Genomic DNA, 16,410 nt, shown 5'->3' on the forward strand with positions numbered 1-16,410 from the left:
CAGAACAACATTGGCTCAGTAGCTGTCCGTACAGCAAGGGGTTACTGAGCCAGTAAGAGGGGTGGGGCTGCGTTACCCTGTATTTACACTACCTTTCTACGGATGGTTCCAGCTAACAGATTCTCAGAAGCGCCAATGCCCCCATCCAGGCTGATAGACTGGCTCATGGTGTTTAGCTGCTCGGGGCAAGCAACTCGGCCAGCCGATGCTAACGGCTAGTGTCTCGATCAATCCGATGCAGCCCGACAATGATGACTCAGCTCCCTAAAGCGTGGTGGATTTCCCGATGCTATCGAGTGTCCGTCCCCGGTAAAGCTGCCGCTAGGCACTCGTGGACGCACCAAGGCATAAAATCTGCTCGAACGCCTCCAGACTTATGAGCACGATGTGTTGCGCTTTCTTGAGGATCCCGCTGCCCCTTTGATCAATAACCAGGGCGAATGTAACCTGCGGATGACCAGGGTTCAGCAGAAGATATCGGGTTGTTTCCGCTTGAGGGAGGGTGCCGAGGTTTATGCGGTTAAATGATGCAAATCAGGCAGCATGAGCTGAACAGTTACTTTTTATTTTACGCCATGACACCAAATATTCGTCCGACACCTGCGGTCAGCGCCATGGCCAATGCTCCCCAAAAGGTGACTCTTATTGCGCCGGTGATAATAGAGGCTCCACCAGTCCGGGCTGCCAAGCCTCCCAAGAGTGCCAGAAACACCAACAATGAAAGAGCAACCAAAACAATGATCAATTGAAAGGGTACAAACTACGCTAGTGCTAGCGGTAGTGATGCCCCTACTAAAAAAGAGGCTGCTGACGAAAATGCAGCCTGCATAGGCTGCGCATCACCATCCGCAGAAATACCGATTTCATCACGAGCATGCGCACCGAGTGCGTCATGCTCCATTAGCTGAAGACCCTCATTCTGAAGTAGTTCAAGCTTGCCGTGCTGGTGGTGTAATACAAGGACCGGATCAAGTTGCAGCTACCCAGCTGTTGCCCAATGAAGGTCCTGCTGTACCGGGTAACCGAGTTGCTGTATCTCGCCCGACCGCCGACCTGACGCAAATCGCGCCCAAAACGAGAATCCGGCAAGGCCTGGAGATCTTCGCTCGCCCGGCATAAAGAGATCTGCCCTTTGCCTCACGATAACGGCGGCGTAGCACCGCTTCTACTGACCGTTTTCCGGCAAAGCCAAGTCAATGTGCGGATAATACTGCGCGTGCCCGTCGTGCTCACTATGCTGATTGTCGGCACGGTGGGGTTCGTTCAGCTGACTGTATCGCGAATCTGGTGAGCTTTTTCTTGGAGCAGTGGCAAGTACTGATTCACGAGTGTGTCGAGGTCGATTCTGGCGGCGTTGGTGCTAATGTTGATAGCACCAAGTAGTTTGCCTTGAGCATCGAAGGCGGGAACTGCTAAAGAGCGCAGCCCGGAATCAAGTTCCTGATCGGCAATCGCATATCTTTGCCTACGTATCTGGAGAATGCATTTCTTTAGCTCGGCCTTGTCAGTAATGCTCTTGTCGGTATGCGGCTCGAGGACTAGATTCTTCAGGTAGGCATCGAGCTCGGCTTCCGGCAGTTGGGCCAACAACACTCGCCCCATGGAAGTATGGGCTGCGGGGAGCCGAGTACCCAGCGACAGGCTGATCGCCATCAGCCGCTGACGCGAGGCGGAGCGGGCAACATAGACGACATCGTTGCCTTCTAACACCCCTAAGGAAGAGGACTCACCGCATTTGGCGGTGATGTCTTCGAGAATATGCTGAACCACGCTGCGGTAATTGTTGGCTGAGAGAAATGCATAGCCGAGTTGCAGCACCTTGGGCGACAACTCGAAGTGGCGCTGGTGCTTGCTGACGTAACCCAAGGCATGCAGCGTCAGTAGAAATCGCCGAGCCCGCGCACGGTTCATGCCGGTACGGCTGGCCACTTCGCTCAAGGTCATGCGCGGGTGGGTTTCGTCAAACGCTAAGATTACTTCAAGCCCACTAGCCAAGGCCGTAATAAAATCACGGCTATCGGTCGCTAGCGTTTCTTCTCGCGTTACCAAATCCATCCGTTTGTTTCCCCAAGTCGTATGATAAGACATCTAGTTTACAATTTAACATGGCGTTCGCTTTGCGAACACTTAAGCGAGTTTAGCTCTGGTTGTATCTATCCCGTTTCATGCCGAAGGCTCGTCTAGCTCGGCCGAACATTTTAACTGTATGCCCTATTAAAGTACGTATTATAAGGAAGTGTCATGCCCGCTGCCTTGACCCAGCACCCCTTCATGAGCCCGTCAGCCCTCTGATGTTGCTGTTCAAGCCGCATCGATGTGCTGATGTCAAACCGCTGCCATCATCCTGATGCAGGCGCATGCTGGTGATCACCGGTGGCGGCATCATGGTCGAGCCCGTATCACGCATGCTGGCTCCCGCCCTGGGGCAGGACGATGCCAAGCGAATCAGTGCCGAGGCGGCGGAAGCCGCTCGTCAGAGTGGTCGGAACTATGCCGCTGTGCTGGCCGAACATTCAGAGGTGAGGTGGGCATTCATCGCTGGCCGAGCTTGAGCGTGCCAGTGATTCGGATTTATACCTTGGTAGTGGTGAGGCCCAGGTGTAGCGTGCCGTTTCTTGGTTAATTAGTGTTTAAAATATTGTTTTTAATGTTTTTATTTTGAATTCCTGAAATGACCAAACTTTTTGTGTGAATCGACGGGATTTGACGCTGGAGACTTGGATGATTAATTTGTTCGTATAACAAACCTATGTTCACTAGCCGAATTATTTGCAAGCTCTTTGGTGCCAACCTGGCGTGACCATCGAGATCGGTTCGAATTACCAGGAGAAAAATCCAGATGGCCGAGTTCCTCAGCTTACATGACGCGGTGGCGCGCTACGTCGATGACGGCGCCACCGTCGCTATGGAAGGCTTTACCCACCTGATTCCCTTTGCCGCGGGTCACGAGGTGGTCCGACAGAAAAAGCGCGACCTGACGCTGATTCGCATGACGCCCGACCTTATCTACGATCAGTTGATCGGGGCGGGCTGCGCCAAGAAGGTGATTTTCTCCTGGGGAGGCAACCCCGGCGTGGGTTCGTTACACCGGTTGCGCGATGCCGTCGAGAAAGGCTGGCCACACAAGATCGAAATTCTCGAACACAGTCACGCCGCCATGGCTTGTGCCTTTGAGGCCGGTGCCGCCGGTCTGCCGCTTGCCGTGCTGCGTGGTTACGTGGGCAGCGAGTTGCCCAACGTTAACGACCAGATCAAGTTCATCGAATGCCCCTTTACCGGCGAGCGTCTGGCAGCGGTCCCGTCGGTGCGTCCGGATGTGTCCATCGTTCACGCCCAGAAAGCAGATCGCAAAGGCAATGTGCTGGTGGAAGGAATTGTCGGTGTACAGAAAGAAGCCGTTTTGGCGGCCAGGCACAGTATCGTCACCGTTGAGGAAATTGTCGACGACCTTACCACTCAACCGGATTATCACCCCAACACTTGCATCATTCCGGGCTGGGCAATCAGCGCCGTGGTGGTGGCTGTGAAGGGCGCTTATCCTTCTTATACCCATGGTTATTACGATCGTGACAACCGTTTCTACAAGGAATGGGATGTCATCGCGCGTGACCGCGATACCTTCACCGCCTGGCTCGACGCTAACGTTTACAACGCTTCATCCAGCGCAGAAGGAGACGCCTGATGACTGATTATACCTCTGGTGAAATGATGACGGTTACCGCCGCCCGCGCGTTGGAAAACGGCATGACCTGTTTCGTCGGCATCGGACTGCCTTCCGAGGCGGCCAACCTGGCACGCCTTACCCATGCCCCGGATGTGGTGTTGATCTACGAATCCGGCACCCTCCAGACCAAGCCGGAGGTACTGCCGCTCTCCATCGGTGACGGCGAGCTTTGCGAATCGGCGCTGACCACGGTGGCGGTACCGGAAATGTTCCGTTACTGGCTGCAGGGCGGCAAGGTCAACGTCGGCTTTCTGGGTACCGCCCAGATCGATCGCTTCGCTAACCTCAACACTACCCTGATCGGCGACTACCATGATCCCAAGGTGCGCCTGCCGGGCGGCGGCGGGGCGCCGGAGATTGCCACCAATGCGGGCGAGGTCTTCATCACCCTTAAGCACTCCAAACGTGCCTTCGTCAAGGACGTCGACTTCGTCACTACCCTGGGCTTCGGTCGCGACGGCAAGGGCCGCGACGGTGTGCCCAATATCGGCAAGGGCCCGACTCGGGTAATTACCGATCTCTGTGTAATGAAGCCCGACCCCGAGACCAAGGAACTTACCGTGGTGTCGCTGCACCCTGGCGTAAGCCGCGACGACGTAATCGAGGCCACCGGCTGGGACATACGCTTTGCCAAACAGCTTGAAAGTACGGCGATGCCCGAGGCCCACGAGCTTGATATCCTGCGTGAACTCAAGGCGCGCACTGATCGTAAACACGCTGGCGCGTAAAGGAGAACTGCATGAGCAACGTTTATATCTGTCACCCCCGGCGAACCGCCGTGGGTCGTTTCGGTGGCTCCCTAGCAAGCGTGCGCCCCGACGATTTCGCTGCAACTATCTTCAAGGCGGTGCTCGCCGAAGCCCCGGAACTTGACCCGGCCGCGATCGAGGAAGTTTTCATGGGCTGCGCCAACCAGGCCGGTGAAGACAACCGCAACGTGGCACGCATGTCGACACTGCTGGCGGGGTTGCCGACGTCTATTCCCGGCACCACGCTCAATCGCCTGTGCGGTTCCGGCATGGACGCCGTGGGCACGGCGTTTCGCGCCATCAAGGCAGGAGAGATGGAACTGGCCCTGGCTGGTGGCGTGGAATCTATGTCCCGGGCGCCCTTTGTCATGGGCAAGGCCGAGAGCGCTTTCTCGCGTAGCCAGAAAATCGAAGATACCACCATCGGTTGGCGTTTCATCAACCCGCTGATGAAGAAGGTCTACGGCGTCGATTCCATGCCGGAAACCGCTGAAAACGTCGCCGAGCAGTTCACTATTTCCCGGGAAGACCAGGATGCCTTTGCGCTACGTTCTCAGCAGAAAGCCGCTGCGGCCCAGAAGGCCGGGCGCTTTGCCGAGGAAATCACTGCCATCGAGATACCCCAGCGCAAGAAAGCACCGCTAATCTTCGATGCCGACGAGCACCTGCGCGAAACCACCCTGGAAAAACTTGCCGCTTTGCCCGCGCCGTTTCGTGAGGGTGGCAGCGTCACTGCGGGGAACGCCTCCGGGGTTAACGATGGTGCCGCGGCGATGCTGGTAGCCAGTGAAGCAGCGGTCAAACAGCATGGCTTGACACCGATGGCCAAGATTATTGGCATGGCCACCGCCGGCGTTGAGCCGCGCATCATGGGCTATGGGCCGGTGCCCGCGGTCAAAAGACTGCTCGAACGCAGCGGGGTGTCGCTGGACGAGATCGACGTGATCGAACTCAATGAAGCCTTCGCCGCCCAGGCCCTGGCCTGCCTGCGCGACCTGGGGATTGCCGATGACGACCCACGCGTGAACCCTAACGGCGGCGGTATCGCCCTGGGGCATCCGCTGGGCATGTCCGGTGCTCGCCTGCTGCTGACTGCTGCCTATGAGCTGCAAAACAGTGGCAAGCGTTATGCACTGTGTACCATGTGCATTGGGGTAGGCCAGGGCATCGCCACCCTGATTGAACGGGCTTGAGGAGATCAATATATGGCACTCGCAACGATCAACAGCCGCAGCGTGGCTTACCGTGTTGGGCGTAGCAAGTAACCCGCTGGTGGTGCTGGCGCGTCCGCTATGCACCACACCAGCCTTGAACTCTCGCTGGCCCTGAAGGGGTTCAGCGAGGTTCTTCTAGAGGTGGCTGCCGTCATGCTGGTGGAGATGCGGCAAGCTTACGCGGGTGGACGCTGATCGCCAAGCGCGAAGAAGTAGGCGGCAAGGTTCGCTACCGTTTTGACATTCGTGTACAGGGCGAATGTCAAAGGGTATTTTTTGATTTCTAAGCGGCGCCTGCTGGTAAGCACGCCGTTAACCAGTGCTAAGCGTCAAACGCCGCCTTTATGGGCGGCGTTTGAAGCCGAGGCGAGCGTCGCACATTGCCACGTGTGAAATGCTGATCAGACGCCCTCTTTAGATCCGGATAAGTTCGCCTGCCTGATGGAAAGACTCAAAAAACACTGCCCGGGGATGATCATCCAGCTTTCCACCAGCGGGCGCTCCGTCGCAGGCGACGAGTGTGGCGGCATGCTGCCGCTCAAACCTGATATGGCGAGTCTCTCGGAGGGCTCCAGCAATTTTCCCAACCGCGTCTACGAGAACCCGCCGCAGCTGGTGGAGTGGCTGGCTGACGAGAAGCTCAAGTACGCCATTAAGCCCGAAATCGAGGCGTTCGACCTCTTGCACATCCGCTAGGCGGTCGCGCTTTCCGAGCAAGGCAAGTTGGAAGCGCCGCTGTGTGTCCAGTTCGTGATGGGCGTGAATAATGCCATGCCGTCTGGCAAGCCGACGTTCGATTTTATATCGAGACCCTCAAGCGCCTCGCCCCCGATGCCCAGTGGTGCGGCGCGAGCATCGGTGCCAACCAATACGGGCTCAATGAATGGTCGATTGATGCGGGTGTGGCCACCGGCACAGGGTTTGAAGATAACGTCCGCCTGGATAATGACACCCTCGCGCTTTCCAACGCCGTGCTGGTGGAACGCACTGTGGCGCTGTGCGAAAAGTATGAGCGACCGATACCTGGTACCAAGCGCGCGAGATTCTAAGGCTCAAAGAGGTGTAAAACGTCAATTCTAATGACTCACATTCAGCACTCAGCGCGCTGGCTTTTCCGTAGGGGATTTGACATCGAACGGCTGCGTTTTGGGTTGTGCACGACGCTGGTATCTTGCCTAGCCCTGTGTATGGTCTAGGCGATCGGTCTGGAGCACGCGCATTGGAGTTGATGTGCAGGGATATGGCTTCGTTGAGCACTAGGAAATCCGGCGGCTTTGGCAAGCGACCGGTCTCACATTCGGCGGGGATGATGCGCTCAATGGACGCCACCACTTGGCGATGCAGGGCGTTGTCGAAGCTTCGGATGTTGATATCATGCTCGGCGAAATGAGGAGTGATATTGGCCTAGGTAGCGGCGTGCAGCTTGCCCGCTGTAATCACCACCGTTTCTTCCGGTAGTGCCTCGCGAGAGACAATGCTCTGTAGTCGAGTAATCACATGGACAGTAATCACCACCGGGTTCACCGCTTGAGTGGGCATGGAGCCGTGAATCGTCACCGTCAGGTTGGTGCGGGCAGCCATGGTACTGCGACCATGATGACCGATGGTGCCGGCCAGGGCTGGTATATGGTCAACGCTCCGACAGTAGGCTTCTTACACACGCTAAAAGCCGAGTCGATTTATCACAAGGACTTCAGAACACGATGAAAAGCTAGGCAGGCCATTTTGGAATATATCGATGTGTTTTAAGGCTGGACTAAAACAGTGACTATATGTGTCCAACAGACTATGAATCAGCGCTACGAGCATCTGCTTAGAAACATGCCAAGAAAATTGTTGCCAGATCATTTCATAACGTCCGACCATTACCGTTCCCCCATGCAACTATTGCATAGGCAAAGTTAGCGGATATGATTTTCGTACAAAACCTAACGCGTAGTGCCATTTGAGTAAGAGTAGACGTCGATCTTATTGCTTCATCGGTGAGTTACGTTTTTGGCATGGTATAAACTAAAGTCGGGGTTTCTGGTATGAGCTTGATCGCAGTAACCTACATGTATTGCATGCGAACATATGTTCGCTAGGCGAGCGAATATTATAAGTACTCTAAACCACGAAGAGATCACTATGAAAAAAATTCTAAACGTCCTTTGTGCTGCCGTTTGCGGTGGTGCCGTTTCACTATCCCTCTCCATTTCTACAGCTCAAGCACAGGAATGGCCCACCGACGATGTGCGTCTGGTTGTCCCTTATGGACCGGGCGGCACTACTGACGTGTTGTCGCGCCGTGTAGCTGACTTACTGCAGGAAGAGCTCGGTACCAACGTGGTGGTGGAAAACCGCCCAGGGGCTGGCTCCACTGTTGCTACTGGCCGTCTGGCTCGCGGTGGACGTGACATCGACCACACCATCTTAATGGCCTCTCCTGGACATACTATCGGAGCGGCTATCTTTCCCGACCTCACTTATGATCCGGTCGAAGACTTCGTGTTCATTCAGAATATGATCGATATTCCCAACGTAATGGTGGTGCCAGCTGACAGCCCATACAACAGCGTGCTGGAGTTTGTCGAAGCAGCTAAAGAGCAGAACATGACTTTTAGCCACAGTGGTGTGGGCAGTTCTATCCACATGTCTGGTGAGCTGTTTAAAACGCTGACTGAAACCAATCTGACAGCTGTGCCTTTTTCCGGTAGTGGTGCAGCCTTACCCGCCCTACTGGGCGGCGATGTCGATGTCTCCTTTGAGAACATACCCACTGTGCTCTCCCACATTCAGACCGGCGCTCTAAAAGCGCTGGCGGTAACCTCGGCTGAACGCTCTGAGTACCTGCCCGATGTGCCGACAATGAATGAGAGTGGAGAGTACAACCTCGATCAGTTCATCACTACTGCCTGGTTTGGCCTGATTGCCCATAACTCATTCCCTGAAGAGGCGACTGCTGCCATGCAGGAAGCGTTACAGGAAGTGATGAAGCGCGAGGAGTTCACTAGCTTCGTAGAGCAACTGGGTGCAGAGAAAGGCACTATCGCTGGCGATGAGTTTAAAGCCTTCATCACAGATGAAGTTGCTCGCTGGGACGAAGTGGCAGCCAAAGCAGGTATTCGCCAGGAGTAAGTCATTGGCTAATACATAGTATCCTGAGGCGAGGGTTACGACCCTCGCCTCTTGTTATTTCTGTAAAGTTTTTTACGTCGAGAGAGTCCCCCCGATGATGAAGTTCCACTCTACCGGTGGCGCGCTGATCAAGGATCCGTGGGACGTAGTCGCTGGGGTTGTGCTGCTTGGCTTCTCCCTGCTGCTGCTTTTCCATCTGGTTCCCAATTACATTGGTCAGCCACCCATTATGCAGAACCCAATGATGTCTCCCCGTTGGTTGCCAACCATTGTTGGCTGGTTGCTGCTCATGTTCTCAGTAATGATGATTATCCAAGGTTTGCTAGTTGCTGATGATGCCGAGGATAGTGGTCGTCGCTTTGAGCGTGGCCCATGGTTGCGATTTGCCCTGATGGCATTGTCTCTTGTTGTTTATGTTGGTCTGTTCGAGATGCTGGGTGCGGTAATCAGCGGTATCCTCGCCACCCTGATACTTTTTATCGCCCACCCAGTACGTACTTGGTGGATCTACGGCCTAGCCATTGTTTTCCCAGTAGGCGTAACGTTGCTATTTACTGGGGTAATGAATGTACCGTTACCAATGTTACCGTTCTGACCCCACGGCCATTCTCAAGATCTGGTGATTTATGGAAAACATTACAGAAGTGTTACAGCTGTTTCTGGCCACAGAGAACTTCGTGGCGATAGCTGTGGGGGTGGTGGTTGGCGTTACTGTCGGTTCTATCCCGGGCCTCACTGCCACCATGGCGGTGGCTTTGGCGCTACCGTTTACTTTTTCTATGCAGCCGGTGGCGGCCATATTGCTATTAGTAGGTATCTATAAAGGCGGTATGTATGGCGGTTCGATCACTGCTATCTTGATTCGCACGCCGGGCTCGCCAGCTTCGGCCTGTACGCTACTGGATGGCTATCCGATGGCGCAGCAGGGAGAGGCGAAGAAGGCGTTAAAGATGGCGCTTTACTCCTCGGTGGTTGCGGATTTCATCTCTAATATTGCGCTGATCTTCTTCGCAGCATATTTAGCCAAGATAGCACTTAACTTTGGCGCTCCAGAGTTCTTCTGGCTGATCTGTTTTTCATTGACCATCATTATCTCGCTTGCTAGTGGCTCAATGGTCAAGGGGCTGATTGCGGCTCTTTTGGGCATTCTACTCTCGCTGGTAGGTCTGGACTCAGTATTTGGCTCGCAGCGGCTGACCTTTGGCAACTACAACCTGATGGACAGCATCTCGTTCATTCCTCTGTTAATCGGTCTTTTTGCGATACCCGAGATTATCGAGTTCTATCGCAAGAAAGTGGTTCCCCACCTCCGTGCTAAGGCTAGTGGTGCTGGTGTGTCATTCAGCGAGTTCAAAGGCAGTCTCAAGAGTATCGTTCGAGGCAGCTTGATCGGTGTAATTATCGGCGCCATTCCGGGTACTGGGGCTACGGCAGCTGCTTTTATCTCCTACGGCGATGCCAAGCGTCGTTCGCCCCACCCAGAACGCTTTGGAAAGGGTGAATTAGAGGGTGTAGCCGCTTCCGAAGCAGGCAACAACGGCGTAGCTGGGGCCACGCTGATCCCACTCCTGTCATTAGGGATTCCCGGCGATGTAATCACCGCCATCATTCTGGGTGCCTTCATGGTCCATGGATTGACCCCGGGGCCAATCCTGTTTCAGGAAAATTTGCCCCTAATCTATGCGATCTTTCTCGGTATAATGCTCAGTTCAGTGATTCTGCTGTTTGTAGGTAGCGCGGCAATCCGCTACTTCTCCCTAATTGCGGATATCCCGAAATCGATTCTATTTCCGATCGTGTTGATGTTCTGCGTGTATGGGTCTTATGCGGTAAATAACGACACCTTCGATGTATGGTTGATGTTGGCTTTTGGGGTGCTGGGTTATGTGTTCAATCGTACTGGCATTCCGGCTGCCCCCTTCCTAATTGGTTTCATTTTGGGACCGATGTTTGAGGACAATCTGCGCCGTTCATTGTTGATAGGTTCCAACGACCTGTCGATTTTCGTGCGTGGCCCGATTACATGGTTTTTCATTGCTCTAACAGTAGGTTCCATATTGCTGGCCACTTATCGATTTATTACCTCTTGGCACAAAGCAAAACAGAGTGCGGGTAAGCCAGGGGCGGGAACGTAATACTGCGGGCCTCGCTATAAGTGGTGACCTGCCTTAAGTCCGTATAAGGCGCAGAGAAATCGAGCCGGCCACTGTGTGGAGCCGGCTCGTTTTTTACTAGGAGAAGTTGAGTCAACCATGAGTCCCAGCAGAAAGGTTATAGTTGTAAACGAGTGGTCTAGCCGTTTGCTCGCTGTTGTGGCTGTTCTGGCTGTAGTGGATTTGTTGAGTGGCGCAGTGTGGGCTGCAGGCTTGGCTCAACTGCTGCTAGCAGGTTTTCTAATGCTTGGCTGGCCCCGTTTCAGCTCGATGGCCCGCATGCTAGCTTTTGCCTGTGTCGGAGTGTCGTTCTTTGCGCTGTGGCGACTACCTTCACCTTGGGCGGTGCTTCATGAGGCCGCTGGTGGCTTTGTATTCCTTGCTGCTTTCATGACGGCACTTGCGGTGCTGCGCATTCCGGCCTACCGTTCAAGACTCATTCGTCGCTGCGGTCAGAGCCTATTGCTGCAGCCCCCCACCTGGCGTTATCCGATGCTCTCGCTGGGTTCTACTCTATTCGGCATCGTGCTCAACTTCGGCGTGTTGAATTTGTTCATGTCGATGATCGACAAAGCCAATACCCTCGGCTCGGCGCAGGGGCAAGCTTGGCTGCAAGAAGTACGTCGCCGACGTATGCTGTTGGCAACATTGCGCGGCTTCACCCTGGCCCCGCTGGTTTCCCCGCTAGGTATCGGTGTCGCAGTAGTTTTGGGTAATTTTGAAACGCTAACCTGGGTCGAGCTTTTTCCTTACGTTCTGGTGTCGGCAATCGTTTTGTTTCTGCTGGGTTGGGCTTGCGATCAGGTTGCAGGCCCTCGTCCGGGAGTCTGCGCAGCAATGCTTGAGCGGCCCTCGCTGATGCCACTGGCAGCTTTTAGCCTGCTGCTGCTGGCTCTAGTGATGCTGGTTTTCGCGCTTGCCGCCTTGCTCTCGCTGCGGTTGCCTCAGGCTGTTGTGATCGGTGTGCCTCTGGGAGCATGGGTGTGGCTGGCCTGGCAGTGTCGTGGCGTTGGCTATGCTGGCGTGGGTCCAGCCACTGCCTTGTTGGCCCGTCGCCTACCTGATGTGTTGGGTGGAATTGGTAATGAGGTGGTAGCGCTGGGGTCGGGGGCCTATCTTGGTTATCTCAGCGTAGCATTGCTCGATCCTGCTCAGTTGGAGGGGGTGGCGTTCCTTCTTGTCGCTCTTGGCAGCTGGTTGCCAGCACTAGCGCTCCTGCTGATCGTGGTGCTTGCCCAGATAGGCGTCAATCCAATTATCAGCGTGACCTTCTTGACCAGTATGGTCTCCCAGGTGGGGCTAGAAGGTGTATCGTTGCCGCTATTAGCCGCGGCGATGCTTGCGGGGTGGTCATTGACCATGGTTTCGTCGCCGTTCACGGCGGCGATGATGATCATGTCACGCTTCACCGGCATGACAGCAGGACAAATCGGCCTGCGCTGGAACGGAGGATTTCTGGCGGCATCGTTGGTGATGGCCGCCGTACTTTTTCGATTAGCAAGTTGATTGGGGGCAGTGCATCACCCCACAGTGACACCACCGCAAACGAATAATGTTTGCCCGGTGATGAAGCTGCTGCGGGAGTCACAGAAGAAGCTGACTGCTTGAGCCACATCTTCAGGTTGTCCCATGCGCTGTACAGGGATGTTCTCGGTGATACTGCGCGCACGTTCGGAGTCGGGTGGATTGTTCTTCCAGAACGCTGTCGTGGCGATGGGCCCCGGTGCCACACAGTTTACAGTAATTCTATCGGCGGCTAGTTCCAGCGCCCAGGTGCGGGCCATAGACTGTAGTGCACCCTTAGTGGCGCTATAGAGGGTACGAGCCTCCTTGCCTAGCACCACACGGCTGGCGTTCATGACGATTCGTCCTTGGCCATGACGACGCATGTAAGGAAGAAGAGTCTGGGTACATACTAACGCGGAGCGAACGTTGAGGTGCATCAATGGATCGAAGTCTTCAATGCGGGTGTCGTCGAGTAGTGCAGGACGCACAACGCCAACATTGTTGACAAGGCACGTCACCGGGTGAACGTCAGCGATCTTTTCGAGCACCTGACGGGTGGCATCAATATCACTGAGATCGACCAGTTGGGCATCAGCTTTTAATGATTCTGCTTCTGGCGTCTCAATGTCGAGAACAATGGTGCGATATCCATCTTGCTGCAAGCGCAGTGCAATGGCTTGGCCGATGTTTCGGGCACCACCGGTGACAATAGCAAAGAGTTCAGGCATGGATAAATCCTTATGGTTAGAGGCGCGCAGGAGGGGCTTAATAGATTAGGTATTGAAAATGTTCGCTATGAGAACGCTGGTTCGTATGGCGACTATTGTCCGCGTCTAGCTCCCTGCAGCAATGCGACTTTTGTCGTCTGTCGCTATGGGCCGGACGCCAATCACAAAGGAGAATTTCATGCGGTCAAGTATTCGGGGCATTGTGATCGGTGCCGGGACAATGGGGACGAACTTGGCAAGGCTTATGTTCCGCAATGGTATGACGGTGACGGTGCTGGATATTAATCCTGACGTTTTAGCTCAATGTCATCAGGCCCTACAGTCAGAATCTAATGACCAACAAGTTCGCTTCGTTAACGACTGGGCGGAGGTAGGCGAGTGCGAAGTCGTTGTCGAAAGTGTCACCGAAGACCTGACACTCAAGCAGCGAGTACTGAAAGAGGCAGAACACTATGTTGATGATGCTACGCTTATCCTGACCAATACCTCGGGTCTTCCCATCGATGAACTTGCAGAAGTGCTGGTACGCCCAGAGCGATTTTTGGGTGCACACTTCTTCAACCCTGCTGATCTCATTCCTGCGGTCGAGGTAATCCCCGGGAGGTTAACTTCGGCTAACTGTGTCGAGCAGACTATCGATTTGCTACGTCAGCTAGGAAAGCGTCCCGCCGTGCTTAAGCAAAGCGTGCCGGGTTTCGTGGCAAACCGCATCCAGCATGCACTGATGCGTGAATGCTTAGCCCTTCTAGAGCAGGGTGTTGTGGGCGCTGAAGCGTTAGACGAAATCGTGCGTTACTCAATTGGCATTCGACTAGCCATTAACGGTCCACTGCGTCAGCGTGATCTTAATGGCCTAGATACCCATCTCAATATCTCTCGCTACTTATACCGGGACCTGGATAATCGAGCTACGCCGTCATCGTTGCTAGAGGAACTGGTTGCTCAGGGACACCTAGGGCGAAAGAGCGGACGAGGGTTTCATGAATGGCCTGATGATAACGGAGAAACCTACGATCGTCAGGAGCGTGCGCTGCTTGAGGGCTTGCTGGCATTGATGACTGACGAACATAACTAAAGAGGGGTGTTGTTGAACGATATCTCTCCTGACTCTTTAATCTGCGTGTGATCTAGCCCTTGCCAGATGACTTGGCGATATCTGGCAAGGGCTTTAGCAAAGGGATGGTTACACTAGATGCCTATTGCTGGGCTTCGCGAATCATGTTGCGCGAGATGATTACCTGCTGGATTTGGGTGGTGCCTTCATAGAGCCGGAACAGGCGCACATCGCGATAGAAACGCTCAACGGCATATTCGCTGATATAGCCAGCGCCGCCATGAATCTGCACCCCTCGGTCTGCCACTCGACAGCACATTTCGGTAGCAAACATTTTTGCGCAGGAAGCCTCAGTGCTGACGTTCTGGCCCTCATCACGTTTGCGAGCGGCATCGAGCACCATGCAACGCGCGGCATAAATCTCGGCCTTAGAGTCGGCTAGCATGCCCTGGATAAGCTGGAACTCAGCGATGGGCTTACCAAACTGCTGACGTTCCATAGCAAAGCGTAGGGAGTCATCCAGAACACGCTCAGCAGCTCCTACTGCGATTGCGGCAATATGCAGTCGCCCCTTATCCAGAACCTTCATGGCGGTCTTAAACCCGGTGCCTTCTTGTTCGCCAATTAGTGCGCTGACTGGTACCCGCACGTTATCGAAGATGACATCTGCTGTGTGAGCGCCCTTTTGGCCCATCTTCTTGTCGCGCTTACCAATTGTGATACCGGGAGTATTAGCTTCTACGATGAAGGCGCTAATGCTCTTGGCGCCTTTGATTTCCGTATTCGTACGCGCCATCACGGTGAAGATGCCAGCATGCGGGGCATTGGTGATGTAACGCTTGGTGCCGTTGATCAAGTAATCATCACCATCCTTCACCGCGGTAGTGCGCAGCGAGGCAGCATCAGAACCGGAGTCAGGCTCGGTTAGGCAGAAAGAACTCAGGATCTCGCCGCTGGCCAGTCGGGGCAGGTAGTTGGCCTTCTGCTCGTCAGTACCGTCGAGCAGGATGCCGATTGATCCGATGCCGTTGTTAGTGCCGATGTAGGAGCGGAAGGCGGGAGACGTCATGCCAAGCTCGAAGGCGATATTGACTTCTTCCTCCATGGTCACACCAAGGCCACCAAATTCTTCGGGAATGGTAAGGCCGAAGAGTCCCATATCACGCATCTGGGAGGCAATGTCCTCGGGGATTTCATCGCTTTCGGCTACTTCTTCCTCACGTGGAATCAGCTCTTCTTTGACAAAGTTACGAATGGAGTCGAGCAGGAGCTGCATGGTTTCCTGATCACGAATCATGTGTGCGCCTCTTAATTTAAGGTTGATCGTTGGAATGATGAGTGACTTATGAGATTTGGGTCTTTATGTCGTTGACCAGCTGTACCAGTTGAGGCCCGATAGACTCTTCCAGTTTTTCGCGTGATATCTGGAACTCTGGGCCACCGCAGTTGAATGATAGGATTCCCAATTGCGGGTGATGGAGAGGCACCGCAACGGCATTAACCTTTCGTTGCCATTCGCCAATCGACAGGCAGTAGCCATAATCGGCATAGTCCCTGAAAGCACGCTCCAATGCTTTGCGGATAACAGGCCACTCTGTTGGGTGAGACTCCCGCAGGTGATCCATCAGCATTTCTGCCTCTTGAGGTGGCATGGCAGCTAGACAGGCGCGACCCGAAGAACTCTGATGGATGGGAAGACGCGTGCCGGTCTGGCGACGAATGGTGGATCGTAAGGAACTCTGAACCACATCTAGATAAACCATGTCCAGGCGATCTCGAGCGGACATGGCCACCGTCGCACCGACTTCGTTGGCAAGATTTACCATCAAGGGTTGGGCAATCGCGCGAATAGGCAGATTGGATATCATGGAATAACCAAAGGCCATGACCCCCACATCAAGTTGGTACTTCCCACGTAACAGAGGGCGAAGGTATCCCAGCCGGGCTAGGGTGTGGGTAAGCCGGCTAACGGTAGGCCGTGGCAACCCCGATTTTCTAGCCAAATCGAGATTGCTTAGGGTGCTTTCGCTCGGAGTGAAGCAGCGTAGTAGCTCAAGCCCCCTCGCCAATGCGGTAACGAACTGCCGATCCTTTTCTTGCTCGCCTGCCGCATTCATCGGGTCTATTACGATCTGGACGTCGCCCTGATTGTCTGTTGTCTTCAC

General features: G+C 54.5%; 16 protein-coding genes and 2 pseudogenes. 12 read left to right on the plus strand and 6 right to left on the minus strand.

The genetic code is table 11. The features are described 5' to 3' along the window. Positions 1 to 294: 294 nt before the first annotated feature. Positions 295 to 516, plus strand: a pseudogene (locus ELY33_RS11015) (IS66 family transposase); the annotation flags it as partial. A gap of 52 nt (positions 517 to 568) precedes the next feature. Here the strand turns inward: ELY33_RS11015 and ELY33_RS18315 are convergent. Together ELY33_RS18315 and ELY33_RS11030 are read right to left on the minus strand one after the other, a co-directional pair. Further along, a pseudogene (locus tag ELY33_RS18315) lies at positions 569 to 901 on the minus strand (VIT1/CCC1 transporter family protein). Positions 902 to 1,263: 362 nt separating this feature from the next. Continuing rightward, positions 1,264 to 2,055 (minus strand): IclR family transcriptional regulator domain-containing protein, encoded by a 792-nt coding sequence (locus ELY33_RS11030; RefSeq protein WP_126947944.1) that lies wholly within the window; start codon positions 2,053 to 2,055, stop codon positions 1,264 to 1,266. 302 nt (positions 2,056 to 2,357) lie between these two features. Here ELY33_RS11030 and ELY33_RS11035 point away from each other — a divergent pair, with 302 nt between their 5' ends. From ELY33_RS11035 to ELY33_RS18245, 6 genes are all read left to right on the plus strand, one after another. Next, a complete protein-coding gene (locus ELY33_RS11035) occupies positions 2,358 to 2,552 on the plus strand; it encodes a hypothetical protein (protein WP_126947946.1) in 195 nt (64 codons plus the stop codon). A gap of 287 nt (positions 2,553 to 2,839) precedes the next feature. Further along, on the plus strand, positions 2,840 to 3,682 hold the full coding sequence (locus ELY33_RS11040; RefSeq protein WP_126947948.1) for a CoA transferase subunit A: 843 nt from the start codon (positions 2,840 to 2,842) through the stop codon (positions 3,680 to 3,682). Continuing rightward, the gene (locus ELY33_RS11045; RefSeq protein ID WP_126947950.1) at positions 3,679 to 4,452 is read left to right on the plus strand and encodes a CoA-transferase subunit beta; all 774 of its coding nucleotides are present in this window, start codon (positions 3,679 to 3,681) and stop codon (positions 4,450 to 4,452) included. The genes ELY33_RS11040 and ELY33_RS11045 overlap by 4 nt, the downstream gene beginning before the upstream one ends. A gap of 11 nt (positions 4,453 to 4,463) precedes the next feature. After that, positions 4,464 to 5,666, plus strand: a complete 1,203-nt coding sequence (gene pcaF, locus ELY33_RS11050) for a 3-oxoadipyl-CoA thiolase (RefSeq protein WP_126947952.1) — start codon at positions 4,464 to 4,466, stop codon at positions 5,664 to 5,666. Between the two features lie 462 nt (positions 5,667 to 6,128). After that, positions 6,129 to 6,383, plus strand: coding sequence for a 3-keto-5-aminohexanoate cleavage protein (locus ELY33_RS18240; protein WP_279629878.1), 255 nt, complete (start codon positions 6,129 to 6,131; stop codon positions 6,381 to 6,383). 107 nt (positions 6,384 to 6,490) lie between these two features. Continuing rightward, the gene (locus tag ELY33_RS18245) at positions 6,491 to 6,736 is read left to right on the plus strand and encodes a 3-keto-5-aminohexanoate cleavage protein (RefSeq protein WP_279629879.1); all 246 of its coding nucleotides are present in this window, start codon (positions 6,491 to 6,493) and stop codon (positions 6,734 to 6,736) included. A 355-nt stretch (positions 6,737 to 7,091) separates the two neighbouring features. Here ELY33_RS18245 and ELY33_RS17745 read toward each other — a convergent pair whose 3' ends face one another. Then, positions 7,092 to 7,268 carry an amidohydrolase gene (locus tag ELY33_RS17745; RefSeq protein WP_136624667.1) on the minus strand — a complete coding sequence of 59 codons (177 nt, stop codon included), beginning with the start codon at positions 7,266 to 7,268 and terminating at the stop codon, positions 7,092 to 7,094. Between the two features lie 546 nt (positions 7,269 to 7,814). On the opposite strand from ELY33_RS17745, the gene ELY33_RS11065 reads away from it, so the two are divergent. The 4 genes from ELY33_RS11065 (at position 7,815) to ELY33_RS11080 (ending at position 12,463) form a co-directional block, all read left to right on the plus strand. Continuing rightward, positions 7,815 to 8,804: a Bug family tripartite tricarboxylate transporter substrate binding protein gene (locus tag ELY33_RS11065; RefSeq protein WP_126947954.1), complete on the plus strand. Its 990-nt coding sequence runs from the start codon at positions 7,815 to 7,817 to the stop codon at positions 8,802 to 8,804. Positions 8,805 to 8,898: 94 nt separating this feature from the next. After that, complete coding sequence (locus tag ELY33_RS11070) at positions 8,899 to 9,399, plus strand: tripartite tricarboxylate transporter TctB family protein (RefSeq protein WP_126947956.1); 501 nt, start codon at positions 8,899 to 8,901, stop codon at positions 9,397 to 9,399. 31 nt (positions 9,400 to 9,430) lie between these two features. Next, on the plus strand, positions 9,431 to 10,939 hold the full coding sequence (locus ELY33_RS11075) for a tripartite tricarboxylate transporter permease (RefSeq protein WP_126947958.1): 1,509 nt from the start codon (positions 9,431 to 9,433) through the stop codon (positions 10,937 to 10,939). 117 nt (positions 10,940 to 11,056) lie between these two features. Beyond that, positions 11,057 to 12,463, plus strand: a complete 1,407-nt coding sequence (locus tag ELY33_RS11080; RefSeq protein ID WP_126947960.1) for a hypothetical protein — start codon at positions 11,057 to 11,059, stop codon at positions 12,461 to 12,463. A 14-nt stretch (positions 12,464 to 12,477) separates the two neighbouring features. On the opposite strand, the gene ELY33_RS11085 is transcribed toward ELY33_RS11080, so the two are convergent. Continuing rightward, complete coding sequence (locus ELY33_RS11085) at positions 12,478 to 13,191, minus strand: SDR family NAD(P)-dependent oxidoreductase (protein WP_126947962.1); 714 nt, start codon at positions 13,189 to 13,191, stop codon at positions 12,478 to 12,480. 178 nt (positions 13,192 to 13,369) lie between these two features. On the opposite strand from ELY33_RS11085, the gene ELY33_RS11090 reads away from it, so the two are divergent. After that, complete coding sequence (locus ELY33_RS11090; protein WP_167470078.1) at positions 13,370 to 14,266, plus strand: 3-hydroxyacyl-CoA dehydrogenase NAD-binding domain-containing protein; 897 nt, start codon at positions 13,370 to 13,372, stop codon at positions 14,264 to 14,266. 121 nt (positions 14,267 to 14,387) lie between these two features. On the opposite strand, the gene ELY33_RS11095 is transcribed toward ELY33_RS11090, so the two are convergent. Further along, on the minus strand, positions 14,388 to 15,542 hold the full coding sequence (locus tag ELY33_RS11095; RefSeq protein WP_126947966.1) for an acyl-CoA dehydrogenase family protein: 1,155 nt from the start codon (positions 15,540 to 15,542) through the stop codon (positions 14,388 to 14,390). A 46-nt stretch (positions 15,543 to 15,588) separates the two neighbouring features. Beyond that, on the minus strand, positions 15,589 to 16,410 hold the full coding sequence (locus ELY33_RS11100) for an IclR family transcriptional regulator (protein ID WP_208644229.1): 822 nt from the start codon (positions 16,408 to 16,410) through the stop codon (positions 15,589 to 15,591).

This window comes from Vreelandella andesensis (assembly GCF_003989795.1).
Classification (GTDB): domain Bacteria; phylum Pseudomonadota; class Gammaproteobacteria; order Pseudomonadales; family Halomonadaceae; genus Vreelandella; species Vreelandella andesensis.